Source organism: Streptomyces sp. NPDC054794, from assembly GCF_053611585.1.
Genome location: NZ_JBSHAQ010000064.1, coordinates 39,099 through 58,301, shown reverse-complemented (window position 1 = coordinate 58,301; position 19,203 = coordinate 39,099). Strand labels below are relative to the sequence as shown.

The following is a 19,203-nucleotide window of genomic DNA, read 5'->3' as shown; positions in this document are numbered from 1 at the left end:
AGATCAGACGGTCGATCAGGGCGATCAGCACGTCCCGGCACGACTCCCGCTCCCGCGCGTCACAGAGCAGCACGGGCGTGCCCTCGGGCAGCGCGAGGGCGTCCCGGACCTCGTCGGGCGTGTAGGGATGCAGGCCGTGGAAGCCGTTGACGCCGACGACGAACGGGATGCGGCGGCGCTCGAAGAAGTCGATGGCGGCGAAACTGGTGCGCGGCCGGCGGACGTCGACGAGGACGACCGCCCCCAGCGCGCCGATGGCCAGGTCGTTCCACATGAACCAGAACCGCTGCTGCCCCGGTGTGCCGAAGAGGTACAGCACCAGGTCGTGGCCGATGGTGATCCGGCCGAAGTCGAGGGCCACCGTGGTGGACCGTTTCGCCTCGATGCCGTCGAGATCGTCGACGTCCAGGCCGGCCGCGGTCAGCGGTTCCTCGGTACGCAACGGGGCGATCTCGCTGACGGCCCCGACCATCGTGGTCTTGCCGACACCGAATCCCCCGGCGATCAGAATCTTGACGGTGTCGGGTGCGGCGAGCGTCCCGGCACAGGAGCCGGGATCTGTCCGGCGGATCTGGCTGACCATGCGTCGCGGTGCCCTTTTCTCTCGGGTCGGCGGGGTCGGGGGTGCCTCGTACGGGGGTGCCTCGTGCGGGGTGGTGCCGAGGGGTGCCGGGCGGGTCCTAGAGACGGCCGAGACCCTCCCGTACCTTCCGCAGCAGTTCCAGGTCCGGTTCGGTGCGGGAGACGGGGTGCGGCGGGTGGGCGGTGATCCGGCCCGCCTCCAGCAGGTCGCAGAGCAGGATGACGACCACGCTCATGGGCAGGTCGAGGTGGGCGGCGAGCTCCGCGACGGCGATCGGCCGCGCGCACCGCCGCAGGATCCGGGTGTGCTCGGGCTGCAGCCGGCCGGCCCGGACGGGCGGTGGATCCACCGCCGTCACCGTCGTGATCAGGGTGAAGTCGGCGCGGCTGGGCCGGGTCCGGCCACCGGTGAGGGTGAACGGCCGTACCAGACGACCCGCCGCGTCGCCTCCGCTCACCTCACTCGCCGCGTTCGGAGGCCGCGACGACGCCCGCGCGCGGGGCCGCGCTGAGGTGCTCACCGATCTTCTTCACCAGCATGTTCATCTGGTACGCCACCACACCGACGTCCGCGCCCTGGCTGGTGAGCACCACGAGATGGGCGCCGGGGCCGGCCGCGGTCAGGATCAGATAGCTGTTGGCCATCTCGATGAGCGCCTGGCGCACCGGGCCGCCCCGGAAGTCCATGCTGACGCCCCGGCTGAGGCTCATCAGGCCGGACGCGGTCGCCGCCAGGCGTTCGGCGTCATCACGCAGGAACCCCGTGGACTTGCTGACCACGAGCCCGTCCTCGGACAGGACGACGGCGTGGTTCACCTCGGCGACCCGGTCGACGAGTCCGGTGAGCAACTGGTCGAGCTGGGTGTGCGTGGCGGGGGTGGGGCGGGTCATGTCAGCGTCCTTCATGAGCGGTCGGCGGGCGGTGTCGGGGATCGGGGTCCGGCTGCTCGGGCGGCGCCGAGAGCTCGGCCGCGGCGGGGACGGGTACCTCCGGTTCCGTGGGCGCGGTTGCCTCCTCCTGGTCGTACAGCGCTTCGGTGTCCTCGTCACGCGCCCGGAGCGTGCCGCGCTGGAACCCGGCCAGCGAGGAGGCGGCGCGCTCCGCGCTGAAGTCGTCGACGGGATCGCCCTTCTCCTCCTCCGGGTCGGCGTCGTCGCGCAGTTCGGGGACCAGGCTCGTCTGCGGCACACGGCGCGGCAGCGGGGCCGGCGCGGGTGTGTCGCCCGGCCGGTCGGCGCCCGTTGCCCCGTTCCTCGGCCCGGGAACGCGCGCCGGGATCGGCTCGCGCCCCTCGTCGCCGGAGCGGGCCGGGACCGGCTCCCGTGCCTCGTCGTCGATGCTCGCGGGGGACGGCTCCCGCCCGTCGTCGCCGCTGCGGGCCGCAAGCGCCTCCTGCCCGTCGTCACCGGCACCGGCCGGGCGGGCGTGCCGGGCCCGCCGTACGAGCGGCGGCACGGTCCCGGCCGCCTTCTCGTCGCCGTGCCCGTCCCGGTCGTCCGCCGCCGGGCCCGCCGAGGTGTCGCGTACGACGATGTCGTGCGGCACCAGGACGATCGCCGTCGTTCCGCCGAACGGAGAGGGGCGCAGCGTGACGGCGATGCCGTGCCGGGTGGCGAGCCGGGCGATCACGAACATGCCGAGCCGCAGGTCGTCGGCGAGCGCCACCACGTCGAACTGGGGCTCCACCGCCAACTGGGAGTTCAGGGACGCGTAGTCCTCCTCGGACATGCCGAGGCCGCGGTCCTCGATCTCGATGGCCAGGCCCTTGGCCACCATCGCGGCCCGGACCTCGACCGGGCTCGGCGCGGGGGAGTACACCGTCGCGTTGTCGATGAGCTCGGCCAGCAGGTGGATCACGTCCGCGACGGCGGGCGGGGCGAGGCTCACCTCCTCGTCGGTGTGCACCTCCACCCGCTGGTACTCGGCGACCTCACCGACGGCGCCGCGCAGGATGTCGATCAGCGCGACCGGCGCGCTCCAGCTGCGTCCCGGCCGCTCCCCGCTGATGATCACGAGGTTCTCCTCGTAGCGGCGCAACTGGCTGGCGGTGGAGTCCAGTTCGTACAGGCCCCGGAGGATCTCCGGGTCGTCGTGCCGCCGCTCCAGCGCGTCGAGCTTGCCGAGTTGCAGATTGACCAGGTTCTGGCTCTGCCGGGCGATGCCCAGGATGACCTTCTGGAAGCCGCGCCGGGTGTCGGCGAGTTCCACCGCGGTGTGTACGGCCGTGCGCTGCGCGGTGTTGAACGCCTGGGCCACCTGCCCGAGTTCGTCGTCGCCGTAGTCCAGCGGCGGGGTCGCCAGCTCCACGTCGACCCGCTCGCCGCGGTCCAGCCGGGCGACCACGTCGGGCAGCCGTTCCTCGGCCAGGCCGAGAGTGGCCACCTTGAGGCCGCGCAGCCGACGGGACAGGGAACGGGTGATGCGCCAGGACATGCCGACGCACACCAGCAGGGCGGCGAGTCCGCCGACGCTCAGTGAGGCCGCGGTCACCAGCAGGCCGTGCGCCTTGTCGGCGCTGCGCGCGAGCAGGTCCGACGTCTGCTGCCGGATCAGGGCCGAGTACTGGTCGGACACCTTGATGAGCGCGGCACGCCACTCCTTCTGCACGTCCGGCAGCGGAATCCGCCGGTCACCGGCGTGCGCCGGGCGGGCCGCGAGCACCCGGTCCTCGATGGACTCCAGGGTCCGCCAGTCCGCGCCGCCCAGGATCGTCTCGGTCTGCCGCTTCGCGTCGCCGGTGAGCGAGGGGACGATCTGGTCCTGCACGAGCCAGCGGCGGGTGTTCACCAACTGCGTGAACCCCGCCCACGCCTTGTCGTCCATGGAGCGGGCCGGCCCGGCCAGCGTGAGCTGCGCGTCCTCCTGGGACATCAGCTCGGCCGCGTGCTCCAGCGCGACGAGCGGACCGGCCTGCGAGGTGAGGTCGCCGTCGTCGACCTGGGAGAGCTCCTGGAAGCCGTGGATCTGGTCGTCGATGATCGAGGTGTACTGGCCCAGCGCCTGCGCGGCGGTGATGTCGGTGGGGTCGTCCACCTGGCCGCGGTAGTACTCCAGGCTGCCGACCGAGGCGACGACCGAGTACAGCCGGTCCTTGATGCGGGCGGGTGCCTGCCGGAGCTCGTCGGCCCGGTCGACCAGCTTGGCGACCGCCCGGTCCGTCTTGTGGCGCTGCGCGTCGAGCGCGGTCCGGGAGCCGTGCCGCGAGGCCAGCCACACGGCCGACAGGCTGCGCTCCCGCTGCAGGGCGAGCGTGGCCTCGGTGCCCATGGCTCCGGTCGAGCGGCTCAACTGCGTCTGCGATCGCAGCCGTAGGCCTTCCGAGAACATCTGTGTCGTCGTCACACCCCACACGGCGGCGAGGGTGACGCTCGGCACGAGCGCCAGCAGGATCAGCGAGAGACGTATGGAGCCGAGCCGGCGCCGGGCACCTGTCCGTGGAGACATGGTCGTCCTAGGGGCGGTCAACGAGGGCGGAGGAGGGGCGCATTGCGCGAGGCGGCCGAGGGGCCGGTCAACGGGTCCCGTTGGCGGCGAACTTCGCCACCGAGGCCACGTTCGTCCTGGTCACGAACGCCGGACCGGTCAGGACGGGAGCCACTCCGCCGCCGCTGGTGTTGCCGTTGGTCCGGTAGAGCCACAGCGAGTCCACGGCGAGATAGCCCTGCAGGTACGGCTGCTGGTCCACGGCGAACTGGACCTCCCCGCCGCTCACCGCCTTGACCAGGTCCTTGCTCAGGTCGAAGGTCGCGACGTGCGCCTTGCCGCCCGCCTGCCGCACCGACTTCACGGCGGCGAGCGCGAACGGAGCGCCGCAGGTGACGACTTCGTCGATGCTCGGGTCCCGCCGCAGTGCCGCCGCGACGGAGTCGGTCACGGCGCCGACGTCGGTGCCGTCCGCGTACAGGATGTCCGTCCGGCCGCCGAACGCCTTCTTCACCCCGGCGCAGCGCGCCTCCAGGGCGATGTTGCCGCGCTCGTGGATGACGCACAGGGTGTGCTTGGCCTTGAGGTCGTCCAGCTTGTCGCCGACGGCGCGGCCCGCCACGCTCTCGTCCTGGCCGAAGTACTCCAGTGCCCCCGCCGCCCGCCAGGAGTCGATGCCCGAGTTCAGGGCGACCACCGGGATGCCGGCGGCCTTCGCCTGCGCGATCGGGCCCTTCATCACCTCCGGCTTGGCCAGCGTGACCGCGACGCCGTCGACCTTGTCCCGGATCGCGTCCCGCACCAACTCGGCCTGTCCGGCGCCATCGTTGTCATTCGCGTAGGTCAGCTCGACGCCGTCCTTGGCAGCGGCCGCCTCGGCGCCCCTGCGCACCAGGTCCCAGAAGGTGTCGCCCGGGTTGGAGTGGCTGACCAGGGCTATCTTCATCCGGCCGGCGGCGGCCCGGCCGGATCCCGACGTGGACTGCGCGCCGCCCGAACCGGAGCAGCCGGCCACGAGCAGAGTGACGACGACCGCCACGGCGGCCGGCGCCGTGGCGTGCGCCGGTCTGAGGGGAGCGGAACGTGGGAAGGGATTGTTCATGAGGGTGCGGCACCTCGCTGTGCGGCCGAGCATGAGGGGGATGGAGCGCAACCCGTCGCGTGGTCCTGCGCCGCACGGGCGACTCTCCTGGCCGGAGCCAATCGCGTGTGACCGCAGGTAGTCAAGTGTGTGACGTTCGTTAGTGGGTTGCCGCTGCCGCATCGTGATGATCCGTGCGGAGTACGGACGTTGTGGTCCGCTCTCGGGTCGGCGAGGGGCGGCGACGGGCGGTGCGGTGCGGTCCGGGTCAGGGCCCGCTCGCCGGACACCTCTCCGTCGGCCAGTTCTCGGACGCGCACGGCTGCGCACCGAGCGGCCCCGCTCCCGGGGACACCGTGCGCTCGCACCACCCGCACCCCGGATGCGCGCGGGCTCCCGCTGCCGTCAGTCGCCCTGCGGCGTCCACGGCCGCCTCGTAGCAGGTGCTGTCGACCACCACGACCGGTACGGAGCCCGACAGTTGGCCGTTGCGTCAGGCGCTCAGAGCGGTCACGGAGCGGCCGGCAACCGCCGCTTCCCGACAGCTTCGGCGGGAGGCGGCGGTTGCGTGTTCGGTCGGGGCTAGGACCGATAGCCGAGGATCGTCATCATGCCGCTTTCCGAGTGGTACTGGTTGTGGCAATGGAGCATCCACAGCCCGGGGTTGTCCGCGTCGAAGTCGACGACGAGTTTGCGGTGCGGCAGGACCAGGGCGGTGTCCTTGCGGGCTCCCACGGCATCGAGGCCGGTGAGGGAGAAGGTGTGACCGTGCAGGTGCAGGGGGTGCCACATGTCGGTCGCGTTGACGAGGGTGAGCCGGACGCGTTCGCCCGCGCGAACGGGGTGGCGCTGGGTGACCGAGTAGGGCAGGTGGTCCATGCCCCAGTCGTACAGCTTCATGCCGCCCGTGAGTCTGATGCGCAGCATGCGGTCGGGTTCACGGTCGCTCAGGGCCACGGACGCGTGCGGCTCCAGGCGCCGTGCGGGGACGAGCTTCCCGTCCAGCTCGCTCGGCCGGGCCGTGGCTGCCGGAACGGTTTTGCTCTTGTTGGTGCGCAGTACGGCGAGCGCGTGGGCCTTCTTGCCCTCGGCGAGCGCGACGAGCGGGAAGACGCCGTCCTTGACGGTGACGAGGACGTCGTAACGCTCGGCCATGCCGATGATGAGGGCGTCGGTGCGGGTGTGCTCGACGGGGTAGCCGTCCGTGTGGGTGACCGTCATCGTGTGGCCGCCGAGGGCCACGCGGAAGGCGGTGTCCGCCCCCGCGTTGATGATGCGCAGCCGGATGCGGTCGCCGGGGCGGGCCTGGAACACCGACGGCTGCGTGGGCAGGCGGCCGTTGGCGAGGTAGTACGGGTAGGCGACGCTGCCGCCCTCGCTGTGCAGGATGTGGCTGTAGGAGTTGTGGAGCGCCCGCGAGGGACCGGTGGCCGACTTCCGTGCGGCCGACTTCGATGCCGACTTCGACGCGTGGGCGGACCCGCTGGGCCGCGCGCTGCTGTGCTCGGGACCCATGGCCATGTGGCCGGGGCGCATGCCCATGCCGTCCATCGGCTTCATCCTGCCGTGGACGAGTTCGTTGAAGACACGGTCGGGGGTGGAGCCGTCCACACCGTCGACCCAGTCGTCGAGGACGATCACCCACTCCTTGTCGTACGCGAGGGGTTCCTTCGGGTCCTGGACGATCAGAGGTGCGTACAAGCCGCGGTCCGGCTGCATTCCGACGTGGGAGTGCAGCAGGTAGGTGCCGGGGTGGCTGACGGTGAAGCGGTAGGTGAAGTCCTCGCCGGAGGCGATGGCCGGCTGGGTCAGATCGGGCACCCCGTCCATGTCACAGCGCATGCGCACGCCGTGGGAGTGGAGCGTGGTGGTCGTCGGCAGGCGGTTGGCGAGGTTGATGCTCAGGACGTCACCTGCGGTGATGCGGACCTCCGGGCCGGGCAGCCGGCCGTCGTAGGCCCACGTGGACACCGACCGTCCGCCCAGGTCGACGGTGATCGGGGCGGCGGTGAATCTGAATGTGCGCACAGGTCCGGACCCACGTCTCCGCTCGGCTGCGTGGACCTCGGGGCCCGAGGGGTTGACGTACCCCTTGGGTCCTTGGGGTACGAAGCCGCCCTCCACGCCGACCCCGGACCCGGGGTGGGGGGAGTGCGGGTGCGGGCCGTCGTCGCTGCAGGCGGCCAGCAGTCCCGAGCCGATGGCCGCGATCGGGGCACGGAGCAAGGTACGCCGCGAAGGTGTGTGCATGACTGAATAACACACGTTTTGTGGTGATATGTCCGGGAACTGCGGCGGCGCATTTGGTGGTGTCGGATACCGAGGGCTACCCGGTCAGTCCCACAGAGGGTAGGTCATCACACGTGCGTATCCCTCGGGCCTGTTGTTCGGGTAGGTGAGACTCATTCGGGTGAAGCGCTGGACCCCGGGGTCCTTCTTCCACGCCTCGGGACGGTCCAGCCTGACCGTCACGGCGTACGGGTGGAAGGTGCCCGCCGCGCAGTACGGCTTGCAGTCGTTCACCACGTTCACGCCTTCGGCCGTCGCCGAACTCTGCCCCCAGTGCGACCAGCTCAGCCCGGTGAGGCGGCTGTTGCCGTCGCCGCAGGCCAGAATGAAGTCGGTGGGGTGCACGTTGGGGTTGAACGTGCAGTCGACGAGCACGGGTGCCTGCTGCTGGGCCGCCTGTGGCCGCGCCGGTGCCGATCCCGGCGGAGCGGCGGTGGCCGTCGTCATGGCTGCCGAGAGAAGCGTGCTCGCTCCGAGCAGGAGTGCCGTCCACACCGCTGGTCTGGCCATCGTCGTTCCCACCCGCCTTGCTCTGTTCTCGTGGCCGCGCGCCCGTGCTCCACTCATGTGGCTCAGCACATCGCGCGCGATCACCTCAGTACCGACGCTACGACCGTCGCGCCGGATCCACCACTCGCACGGAGCAACGACGCCGTCCCCTCGGCGCCGCTCACCGCAGATGCGCCGTGTCGACCGTCGTGTACTGGTCGTCCGACGCGGTCACCAGGATGTAGCCGGGATTGCCGTTGCGGTCCACGTAGCAGGTCAGGAACCGGCTGCCGATGACGGTCTGGCGGACCGGTTGTCCGGCCACCGCAGAGCGGCAGTCGGACGCGGAGGGGAGCTTCGTGTCGCTCCACGCGGCGAGTTTGCCGTTCGTGGCGACCAGGTAGCCGCCCGAGACGTAGATGGCGTCGGTGCCCGAGCCGGCCACGACGGGCGGGGTGTGGGTGAAGTCGTAGCCCGTCGGCGCGGTGCCCGGGGCGGCGTCCTTCAGGCGGAACCCGCGCACCAGCTCCGTCGACACCGAGGGCTTCGCGTCGGGCAGTACGGTCGTGGCGGCCAGACCTCCACCGCCGAGGACCGCGACGGCGGTGACCCCGGCGATCACCGGATGCGTGGACGCCATGCTGATCAGGGGCCCGATCACGGGGATCGAGAACTTCAGGTGCGTGTTCTTCTGGGTGATGGTGGAGTGATCGCCGGCGGTGACCGTCGCCGAGGGAGCGTAGTCCCGTGAGCGGTGGCGCGAGCCGTGCCGCGGCGGCTGGTAGGTGTTGTGCTGGACGTTGCCGTCACCGGCTTGGACGCCGCTGGCCTGGCCGTTCTTCATCGTGAGGGTGCTCTCTTCGGGCGGTGGCGGTCGGACGGGCGTCTAACCGAAGGTGTTGTGCTGCGTGTTGCCGTCGCCGATCTGCACGCCCCGGGCGGAGCTCAGGTCGATCCCGTGCCGTGCCGGTCGGGTGTCGGCCCCGCCGATCAGGGCCAGCAGGTGCCGCGCCAGTTCCTCGACATGGGCGTCGACGGCATCGGTGACCACGAACTCGCGCACCAGTTCCCCGGTCGGCGTGCCCGGCCGACGTTCCAGCACCTGGATGCGTTCCAGGGCCCGGGGGCTGCCGGACAGGCGGGCCAGGAGCGCCTGCCTCAGCGCCCGGTAGGCGTCGGAGACGGCACTGGAGGCGGCGCCCGTCAGGCCCGCACTCGCCCCCGTGGCCAACGCCTGCGCCACCAATGTCGCCGGATCCATCCCCGCTACCTCCGCACAGCATCCTCGGTGTCGCCCATGGGCGCTTTCCTGGCGTGACAGGACGAGGACGCTAACCTTCGGCCCGGCGACTTGCGGTGGCTTGGCGTCAATTGCCGGATAACGTGCGTTTGATCGCCCAGTGAAGGCGGGGTTTGTCGGCCGCTGACAGCCGGAGCTCCGCGCGTCGCGGCGGACCGCTCACCCGAACGGAGTCTCGCCCCGACGGGCTTTCGCGGGGCGGCCCTTCGCGTGCGGAGACGATCGATCACGTGTCAGATGGGGTGCGTGAGACCCTACATAGCCGAGCGCGCCCGCCGCGCCTACCTGATCGCGACCGCCCTCCCGGTCGCCGCCTCACTGCTCGCGCTGGTCTCGGCCGTCCCCGCGTCGGCCGATGTCCCGCCGACCCCCGTTCGTGGCTCCGCCTACATGGGCATCGGCGTCGTCGCCCACGACGGCCAGGACGGCACGCCCTCCAGCCCGAAGGCCGGGCAGACGGAGGGCGTGGACGTCGCCAGCTACCAGGCCAAGGTCGCCTGGTCGACCCTGTGGAGCAGCGGCGTCAAGTGGTCCTACTCCAAAGCGAGCGAGGGCACCTACTACACCAACCCCTACTTCTCCTCGCAGTCCAGCGGAGCGCGCGACGTCGGCATGATCCGCGGCGCGTACCACTTCGCCACCCCCGACACCACCGGCGGCGCCAAGCAGGCCGACTACTTCGTCGACCACGGCGGCGGCTGGAGCGACGACGGAAGCACCCTGCCCGGTGTCCTCGACATCGAGTGGAATCCGTACGGCGACGACTGCTACGGCAAGTCGACGAGCTCCATGGTCTCGTGGGTGCGTGACTTCCTGAACCGGTACAAGTCCCGTACCGGCCGCGACGCCGTCATCTACACCTCCACCAGTTGGTGGAAAAGCTGCACGGGCGGCTACAGCGGCTTCGGGTCGACCAATCCGCTGTGGGTGGCCAAGTACGCCTCCACGGTCGGGTCCCTGCCGCCGGGCTGGTCGACGTACACGATGTGGCAGTACACCTCGACCGGACCGACGGTGGGCGACCACGACCGGTTCAACGGCTCCACGGACAGACTGAAGGCGCTGGCCAACGGCTGACCCGCAGTGATCTTCGGAGCCGGACTCGCTACAGTGCCAGCCGTGATCATCCTGTCCCGGCCCGCCCGGAAGCCCGTCGTACCGCATCCCGTCACAGTGGCGGCGCCCGCCGCCCGTCTCGACGGACCGCGACCGCCGCATGAGTCGGCGCCGAAGACGGCCGCCCGGTGAGCCGCCGCCCGGTTCCCGCGCAGGGCGCGTCCCGGTGCACGGTCACCGTCTGCCGGGGCTGCTGCTGCGGCACGGAGAAGATCCCCGGTGTCGACCACGCCGCCCAACTGTCTTTCCTGAAAGCCGAGTTGGGGGAGGTCGCCCAGGTTCGGGCGGTCGACTGCATCGACGCGTGCGAGCACGCCAACGTCGTCGTCGTACAGCCCTCCTCGGCCGGTCGGGCCGCGGGCGGGCGGCCGGTGTGGCTCGGGCTCGTCAACGACCCCGACGCGAACGCCGACATCGCCGGCTGGGTCCGGGACGGCGGGCCGGGTCTCGCCGATCCGCCCGGGATCCTCGACCTGTACGTGTTCGCGCCGCCCCGTCGGGTGCGGAAGGCCGTCGAGGGCTGACCGCGGTCCGCGGGGCCGTCACGGGTGGGCGTGCAGCCCGTCCGGCAGGCGGCCGTGACTGTGCCGCCAGGCGCCCCGCACCCGTACGGCGTCCGCGAGATGCGGGTGGTCCGCCCGCAGGCCGGTGTGCTCGTGCACGACCCCGGGCTCGGCCTGCGCCGGCGGCCACAGCCGCATCGCCGAGAGCCCGCCGGCCAGGGCGAGCGCGCCGAGCACGACCACCGCGGAGCGCGGGCCCGCCGCCGCGCCGAGCCCGCCGGCCAGCGGGTACGTCAGCAGCCAGCAGCCGTGGGAGAGCGAGAACTGGGCCGCGAACGCCGACGCGCGCCCCTCGGGCGGGGCCGAGCGGCGGATCAGCCGCCCGGTCGGCGTGAGCACCAGCGAGCACGCGGCACCGAAGGCGGCCCAGATCAGCAGCAGCGCGGGCCACCGCCAGCCGCCGCCGCGAGCCGTCGTGAGGACGCCGAGGCCGGCGAAGACCAGGGGCAGTGCGAGCGCGCCGCACAGCATCACCGTGCGGTCGCGGACGCGGTCGAGCACCCGGGGCAGCAGCAGGGCGACGACCATGGACCCGCCCCCGTACGCGCCGAGCGCCAGCGACACGTCGGTCGCGCCGCGCCCCAGGTGCGCGCGGACGTAGACGACGCTGTTGACCGTGACCATGGCGCTCGCCGCCGCCACCGCCAGATTGAGCAGCAGCAGGGCGCGCAGCTGGGGGAGGGCGAAGAAGAGGCGGGTGCCGGCGGTGGTCCGGGCGAAGCCACCGCCGGTCCGCCGCCCGGGCGCCGTGCGGGGCTCGGGGGCCGTGCGCGGTTTCGGCAGGACCGCGGAGATCACGAGCGCCGCCGAGGCCAGGAAACCGGCGACCGTGCCCAGGAACAGCCAGTTGTACGTGACCAGGGTGAGCAGCGCGGCGGCGAGCGTGGGGCTGAACAGGCTCTCCAGATCGTAGGCGAGGCGGGACAGCGACAGGGCGCTGGTGTAGTCGCGCTCGGCGGGCAGCACGTCCGGGACGACCGCCTGGAAAGTGGGCGTGAACACGGCGGACGCCGACTGGAGCAGGAAGATCAGCACGTAAATCTGCCAGACCTGGTCCACGAACGGCAGGGCGAGGGCGGTCCCGGCGCGGATCAGGTCCGCACCGGCCAGCAGGGCCCGGCGGGGCAGCCGGTCCGCGAGCGCGCCCGCCGCCGGGGCGATCGTCACGTACGCGACCATCTTGATCGCGAGCGCCGTGCCGAGCACCGAGCCCGCGTCGGCCCCCGCGATGTCGTAGGCGAGCAGGCCCAGCGCCACCGTGGCCAGACCGGTGCCGACCAGGGCGATGACCTGGGCGGTGAAGAGATGGCGGTAGGCGCGGTTGCGCAGTACGGAGAGCATGGGGCGGGTCTCCCGGGCGAGGCGCGATGGGCGCGACTGCTCTCCACTGTATCCATAGGTGCGCATCTGCGCACATGAAGATTTCGGCTCGCTGTCGAGAGCGTCCGCGACGCCCGGTTCAGGCCTCTACGCTGTGTGCATGCCTGCTCGCGAACCCCTGCCACCTGCGCCTGATGCGCATCTGCGTCCGCCGGACAGCACGCGCCTCGCGAAGGCCACCGAGGTGTTCGCGCTGCTCTCCGATGCGACCCGACTGCACCTGCTCTGGCTCCTCGCCCAGGGCGAGTCGGACGTCGGCTCGCTCACCGAGCGCTGCGCGGCCTCGCGGACGGCGGTCAGTCAGCACCTGGCCAAGCTGCGGCTGGCCGGACTGGTGGAGACCCGGCGCGAGGGGCGGCACGTCTACTACAGCCTCCGCGACGGTCATCTGCGGCGACTGGTGATGGAGGCGCTCAGCCACGCCGACCACCGGGTGACCGGCACGGCCCCGCACGACTGAGCCCGACGGCACGGCTGAGCCCATCAATTCGTAAGGGGCGGCGTGTGCGCGCCGCGATGGCCGTCCGCGTCGCTTATCTTCAGCCAGAAATCCGATATTTGGAGTAAATATGCCAAAAACGGATGATCTGGTTGGTATGCCGGGTGTGGAGGCGCAGGGCGGGGTGGCGGTCGCGGGCGTGGGGGCCCTCCGGCGCCGCCGGCTCGCACGGCCCGTCGCCGCCGCGTTCGCCCTCGGCGCGGCGGCGGTGGTGCTCGCGGTCACCGGAGTCCAGTGGCTGGACGAACCGGCCGTGGCGGCGTGGCGGACCGTCTGTCTGGCCATCACCGTCCAGGCGCTGCCCTTCCTGCTGCTCGGCACCGTCCTGTCCGGCGCGATCAACGCCTTCGTACCCGCCGATCTGTTCACCAGGGCACTGCCCCGGCGTCCGGCCCTCGCGGTTCCGGTGGCCGGTGTGGCGGGCGCGGTGCTGCCCGGCTGTGAGTGCGCCTCCGTGCCGGTCGCCCACAGCCTGATCCGGCGGGGCGTCACCCCGGCCGCCGCCTTCGCCTTCCTGCTCTCCGCGCCCGCGATCAACCCCGTCGTCCTGACCGCCACGGCCGTCGCCTTCCCCAACAGTCCCGCGATGGTCGCCGCCCGGCTGCTCGCCTCGCTCACCACGGCCGCGGTGATGGGCTGGCTGTGGCTCTGGCTGGGCAAGGACGAGTGGCTGCGGGCCGGTGTCCGGCACACGGGCCACCGGCACGGACACAGCCGCTGGAGCGAGTTCCGGCTCGGCTTCCAGCACGACTTCCTGCACGCCGGCGGGTTTCTCGTGCTGGGTGCCATGGCCGCGGCGACCTTCAACGTCATGGTCCCGCGCTCCGTCCTCGACACCTTCTCCGGTTCGCCCTGGCTCTCGGTGCTCTTCCTGGCCGCCCTCGCCGTGCTGCTCGCGGTCTGCTCGGAGGCCGACGCCTTCGTCGCGGCCTCGCTCACCGGCTTCTCGCCGACCGCGCGGCTCGCGTTCCTGGTGGTCGGCCCCATGGTGGACCTGAAACTGATCGCCCTTCAGGCGGGCACCTTCGGGCGGGCCTTCGCCTGGCGCTTCTCCGGGGCGACCACCGTGGTGGCGGTCCTCTCCAGCGTCCTGATCGGAGGCGCGCTGCTGTGAAACGCCATGCCCAGGTCCTGCTGCTGGTCCTCACCGGAGTCGGCCTGCTGCACATCGCCCTCTTCACGGACCTCTACCTGCGCTACGTCAAGGAAGGCCTGCGCCCGCTGCTGATCGCCTGCGGAGTCCTGCTGACGCTGCTCGGCCCGACCGCCGCGGTCCTGGACCGGCGCGCCGACGCCCACGCGGGACACACGCACGGCCACGACCACTCCAGCGCGCCCCGTGTCGCGTGGCTGCTGCTCCTCCCCGCCCTCAGCCTGCTCGTCTACGCCCCGCCGGCCCTCGGCGCGTACACCGCCGCGCACTCCGGCACCAAGGCCGTCCGGCAGCAGAAGCGGTTCGACCCGCTGCCCGCGACCTCGCCCGTGCCCCTGACGCTCACCGACTTCACCACCCGCGTCCAGCAGGACCGCACGCTCTCCGTCAGGAACCGCACGGTCCAGCTGACCGGCTTCGCCAGCCCGGCCGGCCAGGGCGGCGGCTGGTATCTGACCCGGATCATCTTCACGTGCTGCGCCGCCGACTCCCAGACCGTCAAGGTCCGGGTGTACGGGACCGAGGTCCCGGCGCCCAACACCTGGCTGAGGGTGACCGGCACTTGGCACGCGAGAGGCACGCTCGGTACGCGGTCGGCGGAGGCGGCCCTCGACGCCCGCGCCCTGCGGCCCATGGCCCAACCGGTCAACGCGTTCACGGACGACCTGCCGCTGACGCCGTCCTGAGTCCGAGCGGGACCGGACGCCTCACCGGCAGCGCTCCCGGCCGGCCCCCGAGCCGGGAGGAGGTTGCGCTGAACCTCGCCCGGTTCGGGGGCCGCCCGCGCTCAGAGGTCGAACTCGTGCGGCGGCAGGTCGAGCGTGAAGCACGCCTCGCGCACGACGGCCTGCTCGTCCTTGTCGAAGTTGCCGTCGGCGCCACCGATGACGATGCCGATCTGGATGACGGCACGGGCCTCGGCGGGCTTCTTCTTGGCCTTGGCGACCTCCTGCAACACACTCACCTTGCCGAACGCGAAGTCGGCCGTGAGCTTGTTGAGGTTCTCCTCGAAGCGGCGGCGCAGGTCGTCGGCCGGGAAGTTCTGCAGCACCTCGTTGGTGGCGATCAGCTGTGCCACGCGCTGCCGCTCGGAGGGGTCGACGCTGCCGTCGGCCGCCGCGACCAGTGCGCACATCGCCATGCTCGCGTCGCGGAAGGCGCCGCTCTTCAGGTCGTTCTTCTTCGCGACCAGCTGGGTCTGCATCTGAGATGCGGACTCCTTGACGCGGTCCCACAGGGCCATGAGAACTCCAGACGGTTGAGGTTCTACAGCTGCGTAGAAATTATCAGGAAGGGGTGTCGGGCCAGGGCTTCCTCCCCCTCCTGTCTACGTTCGAAGCGCCGCCGTCGTTCCGGCCCGGCGTCCCTGATCGTGGATCTACCTCGACCTGGTGATGTTCTTGACCGGCAGGGCCTTGCCGTCGCCGTCGATGTAGTAGTCCTTGGGCGCCGAGAAGAGTACGAACGTGTCGTCGTAGGACCGGATCTTGGTGTGAATGGTGAAGTTGCCCTTCGCGTCGGCGGTGGTCTGCGCGTTGTACTCGTTCTCCCAGTACGTCCGCAGCAGCACGCGGGTGCCGGCGACCGGGCCGTGCCCCTCGGGCCAGGAGACCTTTCCGGTGACGGTCAGGCCGACACCGGGGCGCACCGTGGTCCGATTGACCCGGTAGGTGAGTTTGCTGTCGACGGTCTTGACGCCGACCGTGGCGCGGGCGAAGGCGAAACGCATGTCCGTCGGATCGGGGTGGTAGGAGGCGTCGAACTCCACCTCGTGAGCGGGGGAGAGAAGGGGGCTGTCGGTGCCCTGCCAGCGGTCGGCCTTGATGCCCGGCAGGGAGAACCGTCCGTTCGCGTCGGTGCGGACGGTGCCCAGGGAGCGGGCCTCCCACTCGGTGGGGTCGATGGGGTCGCCCCACGGGTTCCAGGTGTTGTACATGAGGCCCTCGCCGAGTTCGACCGGCGCGTCGGCCATCGGTGTGCCGTCGGCGCGGCTCAGGGTGCCGGTCAGGTCGACGGTGCGGTGGCCGAAGTCGGTCGACGTCGGGGCGGCGGAGAGCGTCACGAGGTACGCCTCCTGCGGCGGGACGTCCGGCGCGGGGGCGTTGCCCGCCCCGTGCGCGGCCGGCGTCCCGACCACGACGGTGGCCAGGGCGAGGGTGGCTATCGCGGTGGGCCGCACGGCGGCCGGAAGACACTTGGGCACGTGAACTCCGATGCTGGGAAAGTCCGTTGTCCTGGTGTCGGGTCGTGCCGGCGGTGTGGTCCGGCGCGGGGTTCGACACGGGGGACACGTCGGGGGTTGTAGGGCAGCACGGAGTGCACGGGGTGGACACACGGCGTTTCTCGGCAGGTCGCCCGCCGTTGTCCGTGGGGAGCGCTCACGGCGGATTCGCACTGCCGTGGGACACCGGCACCGGGCGGTCGGCCTGGCGCAGTTCGGCCAGCAACTCGTTCTGGCCCGCCAGGAGTTCGGTCAGGATGCGGCGCGCCGCGCGCAGCAGTTCGGCGACGTCGCCGCCGGCGAGCGCGTAGCGGACGGTGGAGCCCTCCCGGATGGAGACGACGATTCCGGAGCGGCGCAGCACGGCGAGCTGTTGCGAGAGGCTCGACGGCTCGATCTCGATCTCGGCGAGCAGGTCCCGTACGGGGACGGGGCCGTTCTGCAGGAGTTCGAGCACCCTGATGCGTACGGGGTGTCCGAGCATGCGGAAGAACTCGGCCTTGGCCTGGTAGAGGGGGACCTGCATGTGGATCGCTCGCTCCCTGCCGCTCTCGTGGGGTGTCTTCTCGACGGCGCGGCGGCCCGCGCGAACCGCCGCCTTCGAACTCCCTCTCGCTGATGTTCGCGGCTCCGGGTCCCGCACACCCGTGGCATGTGTGGATCTGGATGTGTCGAGATGAAGAAATCTTCAATCCATGGGCATGCGGAAACCCGGGCGCGTGTGCTGCGGCTACACCTCCAACTCGGCCGCGACGCGCTTGAGCTGGTGCCGGGCCATGGCCAGGTTGGATCGCGCCTTGTCGAGGACGAGGTACAGGAAGAGTCCGGCACCCATGCGTCCCTGGATGAGCCGGATCAGGTGGTACTGGCTCTCCAGCGTGATCAGGATGTCCTCGATCTCGCCTTTGAGGCCGAGATGTTCCATCGTGCGGACCTTGGCGCGGATCACGTCGGTGTTCCCCGCCGCGGCCACGTTGAGGTCAAGTCCCTTGCCTCCCCCCAGGGTGCCGAGGGCCATCCCGCTGGTGTAGTCGACGACGGCGGCCCCCAGAGCCCCCTCGATCCCCGCCATCGTTTCCTTGAGGGAGATCTCCACATTCGCCATGGCGCAGCTCCTGCCTGCTCCGCGGACCGGGCTTCTCCGGTCCGTTCGTGTCCCGAACCGTACGGAGAGCGACCGCCGGGGAGACGGCGTGCTCCGGGACTGGTGCAAGGAGCTTCGAAGTGCGTAACTCTGTGCGGGCTTTTGATCGCCGATGTACGTCAACTGATGCCGGTCGGCGTGGGCGAGGCGGACCGCCGCACGGTCCGCTTCACCCACGGCAGGGGTCAGGAGGGCTTCGCCGCGGACACCGCGGTGACGGTGACCGTGTCGTCGCACTCGGCCAACTGGCCGTCCTGGAGGGCGACTTGGTGGGCACCGGAGCCCGGAAGGCCGATCACCATCGTCGGGTACACGGAGGGCTGGGCGCCGGACTTGCAGTAGCCGTCCGCCTCGCCCTGGACCTGGACGAAGGTCAGCTTCGCGTAGGCCTTGCCGCCCGGCGCCAGCCGCACCGGGGACGCGGAGCCCTTGGGGGTCACGGACAGGGGCTTGTTGTGCTGCGGCGAACCGTTGCCCGCGGCGGCCACCGTCGGGTGGCCCTGCACGACACAGGCTTGGCCGGAGGCGTTCGTGAACTCGACGATCGCCGCGCCGGTTCCGGTGCCGGGCGGACGGTTGGCGGCCTGGTACGCGACCACGTTCAGAGCGGTCACGGGGCAGGTCTTCGCCGTACTGCCGGAGGAGCCGCCGGAACCGGAGCCGGTTCCGGAGCCCGTCCCGGAGCCGGACCCGGTTCCGCCGGAGGTGCCCTTGCCCGGTGCGGACGAAGCGCCCGCGGGGGACGGCTTCGAGGCCGGGGCGCCGGACGCCGCGGAGGCGGTCGCGCTCGACGTCTGCGACGGAGCGCCGCCCGCCGCGTCGTCGTCCGCCTGGCACGCCGTCACCGTCAGCGCTGCCGAGACCGCGGCCACCGCCAGCGCGGCTCTGCGGATGTTGTTTCCGTACTTCATGAGGCCCCCCGATATCGGTTCGCACGGGCCGGCCTGTTCGCCGGCACTCGTCGAGGGAGACAGGACTTTCGGACGCCGGGTTTCCGCTGTTGATCACCTGTTACGTGGCGGTGACAGGAGCGAGGCGCGCGGTGCGGGAGACCGGGTGCGCGCGGGCGGCGTCCCGGCCTTTTCGGTGCCGGATCCGCTCGGTGGTACCGCACCGCGTGAACTGCCGCTCACCGGGAAACGTTTGTCCATCGTATGTGCCGATATGCCCTGTCGCACCCCGGGGCGGCGCCCGTGGCTCAGGCCAGCGTCTTGAGGAACTGGGCGGCGAGCGGGGCGGAGGAGGCCGGGTTCTGCCCGGTGAAGAGGTTGCGGTCGACGACGACGTTCGGCGCCCACGGCTCGCCCGCCCGGACGTCCACGCCCGCCTCCACGAGACGGGTCTCCAGGAGCCACTTCGCCCGGTCGGCGAGACCGGCCTGCGTCTCCTCGGCATTGGTGAACGCGGCAACCCGGTAGCCCGCGAAGGCGTTGGAGCCGTCCTCGCGGGTGGCCGCCAGCAACGCGGCCGGCCCGTGGCAGACGACGGCGAGGGGCTTGCCCGAGCCGAGTGCGTCGACGAGCAGTCGGCCGGAGTCGGCGTTGACGGCGAGGTCCTCCATCGGGCCGTGGCCGCCGGGGTAGAAGACGGCCGCGTAGTCGCCGAGGTCCACGTCCTCCAGCCTGATCGGGCTGTCCAGTTCGGTCATCGTGGCGAGCGCGGCGGCGATCTCGTCTGCGCCCTCCTGGCCGCCGTTGACCTCCGGCGCCAGGCTGCCGCGGTCCACGGTGGGCACGACGCCGCCGGGGGTGGCGACGACGATCTCGTGCCCGGCGCCCTTGAACGCCCGGTACGGGGCGACGGCCTCCTCGGCCCAGAAGCCGGTCGGGTGCTTGGTGCCGTCGGCGAGCGTCCAGTGGTCGACGCCGGTCATCACAAAGAGGATCTTCGACATGGGGTTCTCTCCAAGGGGGAGGGGTGTGAGCTCGACGGTAGGCTCGCCCGACATTGGTTTCCAATGCG

21 protein-coding genes are annotated in these 19,203 nt (G+C 71.4%); 5 read left to right on the top strand and 16 right to left on the bottom strand.

Features of this window, described 5'->3' with window-relative positions:
* From ACWGKT_RS41685 to ACWGKT_RS41645, 9 genes are all read right to left on the bottom strand, one after another.
* Window positions 1-583, bottom strand: a 583-nt coding sequence (locus ACWGKT_RS41685; protein ID WP_453277783.1) for a GTP-binding protein, incomplete at its 3' end; no start/stop codon positions are given.
* A 97-nt stretch (window positions 584-680) separates the two neighbouring features.
* The gene (locus tag ACWGKT_RS41680; protein ID WP_453277782.1) at window positions 681-1,040 is read right to left on the bottom strand and encodes a DUF742 domain-containing protein; all 360 of its coding nucleotides are present in this window, start codon (window positions 1,038-1,040) and stop codon (window positions 681-683) included.
* Window position 1,041: 1 nt separating this feature from the next.
* On the bottom strand, window positions 1,042-1,473 hold the full coding sequence (locus ACWGKT_RS41675; protein ID WP_235453703.1) for a roadblock/LC7 domain-containing protein: 432 nt from the start codon (window positions 1,471-1,473) through the stop codon (window positions 1,042-1,044).
* 1 nt (window position 1,474) lies between these two features.
* Window positions 1,475-4,027 carry a sensor histidine kinase gene (locus ACWGKT_RS41670; protein WP_453277781.1) on the bottom strand — a complete coding sequence of 851 codons (2,553 nt, stop codon included), beginning with the start codon at window positions 4,025-4,027 and terminating at the stop codon, window positions 1,475-1,477.
* Window positions 4,028-4,094: 67 nt separating this feature from the next.
* Complete coding sequence (locus ACWGKT_RS41665; RefSeq protein WP_453277780.1) at window positions 4,095-5,108, bottom strand: sugar ABC transporter substrate-binding protein; 1,014 nt, start codon at window positions 5,106-5,108, stop codon at window positions 4,095-4,097.
* Between the two features lie 561 nt (window positions 5,109-5,669).
* Window positions 5,670-7,337 (bottom strand): multicopper oxidase family protein, encoded by a 1,668-nt coding sequence (locus ACWGKT_RS41660; protein WP_453277779.1) that lies wholly within the window; start codon window positions 7,335-7,337, stop codon window positions 5,670-5,672.
* 84 nt (window positions 7,338-7,421) lie between these two features.
* A complete protein-coding gene (locus tag ACWGKT_RS41655) occupies window positions 7,422-7,886 on the bottom strand; it encodes a hypothetical protein (protein ID WP_453277778.1) in 465 nt (154 codons plus the stop codon).
* 160 nt (window positions 7,887-8,046) lie between these two features.
* A complete protein-coding gene (locus tag ACWGKT_RS41650) occupies window positions 8,047-8,709 on the bottom strand; it encodes a hypothetical protein (RefSeq protein ID WP_453277777.1) in 663 nt (220 codons plus the stop codon).
* A 42-nt stretch (window positions 8,710-8,751) separates the two neighbouring features.
* Window positions 8,752-9,126, bottom strand: coding sequence for a hypothetical protein (locus tag ACWGKT_RS41645; RefSeq protein WP_356156047.1), 375 nt, complete (start codon window positions 9,124-9,126; stop codon window positions 8,752-8,754).
* A 276-nt stretch (window positions 9,127-9,402) separates the two neighbouring features.
* Between ACWGKT_RS41645 and ACWGKT_RS41640 the strand changes: the two genes are divergently transcribed.
* The gene (locus tag ACWGKT_RS41640; protein ID WP_453277776.1) at window positions 9,403-10,242 is read left to right on the top strand and encodes a lysozyme; all 840 of its coding nucleotides are present in this window, start codon (window positions 9,403-9,405) and stop codon (window positions 10,240-10,242) included.
* A 167-nt stretch (window positions 10,243-10,409) separates the two neighbouring features.
* The gene (locus ACWGKT_RS41635) at window positions 10,410-10,805 is read left to right on the top strand and encodes a (2Fe-2S) ferredoxin domain-containing protein (protein ID WP_356156045.1); all 396 of its coding nucleotides are present in this window, start codon (window positions 10,410-10,412) and stop codon (window positions 10,803-10,805) included.
* Between the two features lie 18 nt (window positions 10,806-10,823).
* Here ACWGKT_RS41635 and ACWGKT_RS41630 read toward each other — a convergent pair whose 3' ends face one another.
* A complete protein-coding gene (locus tag ACWGKT_RS41630; RefSeq protein WP_453277775.1) occupies window positions 10,824-12,185 on the bottom strand; it encodes an MFS transporter in 1,362 nt (453 codons plus the stop codon).
* 139 nt (window positions 12,186-12,324) lie between these two features.
* Between ACWGKT_RS41630 and ACWGKT_RS41625 the strand changes: the two genes are divergently transcribed.
* From ACWGKT_RS41625 to ACWGKT_RS41615, 3 genes are all read left to right on the top strand, one after another.
* Window positions 12,325-12,684 carry an ArsR/SmtB family transcription factor gene (locus ACWGKT_RS41625; RefSeq protein WP_235453694.1) on the top strand — a complete coding sequence of 120 codons (360 nt, stop codon included), beginning with the start codon at window positions 12,325-12,327 and terminating at the stop codon, window positions 12,682-12,684.
* 136 nt (window positions 12,685-12,820) lie between these two features.
* Window positions 12,821-13,837 (top strand): permease, encoded by a 1,017-nt coding sequence (locus ACWGKT_RS41620; protein WP_453277774.1) that lies wholly within the window; start codon window positions 12,821-12,823, stop codon window positions 13,835-13,837.
* The gene (locus ACWGKT_RS41615) at window positions 13,834-14,562 is read left to right on the top strand and encodes a TIGR03943 family putative permease subunit (RefSeq protein ID WP_453277773.1); all 729 of its coding nucleotides are present in this window, start codon (window positions 13,834-13,836) and stop codon (window positions 14,560-14,562) included. Before ACWGKT_RS41620 ends, ACWGKT_RS41615 begins: the two co-directional genes overlap by 4 nt.
* Before the next feature lie 101 nt (window positions 14,563-14,663).
* Here the strand turns inward: ACWGKT_RS41615 and ACWGKT_RS41610 are convergent, their stop codons facing one another.
* The 6 genes from ACWGKT_RS41610 to ACWGKT_RS41585 all read right to left on the bottom strand — a co-directional run bounded on the left by ACWGKT_RS41610 (window position 14,664) and on the right by ACWGKT_RS41585 (window position 19,135).
* On the bottom strand, window positions 14,664-15,119 hold the full coding sequence (locus ACWGKT_RS41610) for a tellurite resistance TerB family protein (RefSeq protein ID WP_235453691.1): 456 nt from the start codon (window positions 15,117-15,119) through the stop codon (window positions 14,664-14,666).
* Between the two features lie 135 nt (window positions 15,120-15,254).
* Window positions 15,255-16,079 carry an acyl carrier protein gene (locus tag ACWGKT_RS41605; RefSeq protein WP_453277772.1) on the bottom strand — a complete coding sequence of 275 codons (825 nt, stop codon included), beginning with the start codon at window positions 16,077-16,079 and terminating at the stop codon, window positions 15,255-15,257.
* 175 nt (window positions 16,080-16,254) lie between these two features.
* On the bottom strand, window positions 16,255-16,623 hold the full coding sequence (locus ACWGKT_RS41600; protein ID WP_453277771.1) for an ArsR/SmtB family transcription factor: 369 nt from the start codon (window positions 16,621-16,623) through the stop codon (window positions 16,255-16,257).
* Window positions 16,624-16,827: 204 nt separating this feature from the next.
* On the bottom strand, window positions 16,828-17,202 hold the full coding sequence (locus tag ACWGKT_RS41595) for a hypothetical protein (RefSeq protein ID WP_356156028.1): 375 nt from the start codon (window positions 17,200-17,202) through the stop codon (window positions 16,828-16,830).
* Between the two features lie 224 nt (window positions 17,203-17,426).
* Window positions 17,427-18,152: a DUF4232 domain-containing protein gene (locus tag ACWGKT_RS41590; RefSeq protein ID WP_453277770.1), complete on the bottom strand. Its 726-nt coding sequence runs from the start codon at window positions 18,150-18,152 to the stop codon at window positions 17,427-17,429.
* A 287-nt stretch (window positions 18,153-18,439) separates the two neighbouring features.
* A complete protein-coding gene (locus ACWGKT_RS41585) occupies window positions 18,440-19,135 on the bottom strand; it encodes a type 1 glutamine amidotransferase domain-containing protein (RefSeq protein WP_453277769.1) in 696 nt (231 codons plus the stop codon).
* Window positions 19,136-19,203: the final 68 nt, after the last annotated feature.

Bases quoted from the DNA above. Each gene is read 5' to 3' on its own strand.
- ACWGKT_RS41675 (WP_235453703.1), bottom strand. From the start codon at position 1,473: ATGACCCGCCCCACCCCCGCCACGCACACCCAGCTCGACCAGTTGCTC.
- ACWGKT_RS41670 (WP_453277781.1), bottom strand. From the start codon at position 4,027: ATGTCTCCACGGACAGGTGCCCGGCGCCGGCTCGGCTCCATACGTCTC.
- ACWGKT_RS41665 (WP_453277780.1), bottom strand. From the start codon at position 5,108: ATGAACAATCCCTTCCCACGTTCCGCTCCCCTCAGACCGGCGCACGCC.
- ACWGKT_RS41660 (WP_453277779.1), bottom strand. From the start codon at position 7,337: ATGCACACACCTTCGCGGCGTACCTTGCTCCGTGCCCCGATCGCGGCC.
- ACWGKT_RS41655 (WP_453277778.1), bottom strand. From the start codon at position 7,886: ATGGCCAGACCAGCGGTGTGGACGGCACTCCTGCTCGGAGCGAGCACG.
- ACWGKT_RS41650 (WP_453277777.1), bottom strand. From the start codon at position 8,709: ATGAAGAACGGCCAGGCCAGCGGCGTCCAAGCCGGTGACGGCAACGTC.
- ACWGKT_RS41645 (WP_356156047.1), bottom strand. From the start codon at position 9,126: ATGGATCCGGCGACATTGGTGGCGCAGGCGTTGGCCACGGGGGCGAGT.
- ACWGKT_RS41640 (WP_453277776.1), top strand. From the start codon at position 9,403: ATGGGGTGCGTGAGACCCTACATAGCCGAGCGCGCCCGCCGCGCCTAC.
- ACWGKT_RS41630 (WP_453277775.1), bottom strand. From the start codon at position 12,185: ATGCTCTCCGTACTGCGCAACCGCGCCTACCGCCATCTCTTCACCGCC.
- ACWGKT_RS41625 (WP_235453694.1), top strand. From the start codon at position 12,325: ATGCCTGCTCGCGAACCCCTGCCACCTGCGCCTGATGCGCATCTGCGT.
- ACWGKT_RS41620 (WP_453277774.1), top strand. From the start codon at position 12,821: ATGCCGGGTGTGGAGGCGCAGGGCGGGGTGGCGGTCGCGGGCGTGGGG.
- ACWGKT_RS41610 (WP_235453691.1), bottom strand. From the start codon at position 15,119: ATGGCCCTGTGGGACCGCGTCAAGGAGTCCGCATCTCAGATGCAGACC.
- ACWGKT_RS41600 (WP_453277771.1), bottom strand. From the start codon at position 16,623: ATGCAGGTCCCCCTCTACCAGGCCAAGGCCGAGTTCTTCCGCATGCTC.
- ACWGKT_RS41595 (WP_356156028.1), bottom strand. From the start codon at position 17,202: ATGGCGAATGTGGAGATCTCCCTCAAGGAAACGATGGCGGGGATCGAG.
- ACWGKT_RS41590 (WP_453277770.1), bottom strand. From the start codon at position 18,152: ATGAAGTACGGAAACAACATCCGCAGAGCCGCGCTGGCGGTGGCCGCG.
- ACWGKT_RS41585 (WP_453277769.1), bottom strand. From the start codon at position 19,135: ATGTCGAAGATCCTCTTTGTGATGACCGGCGTCGACCACTGGACGCTC.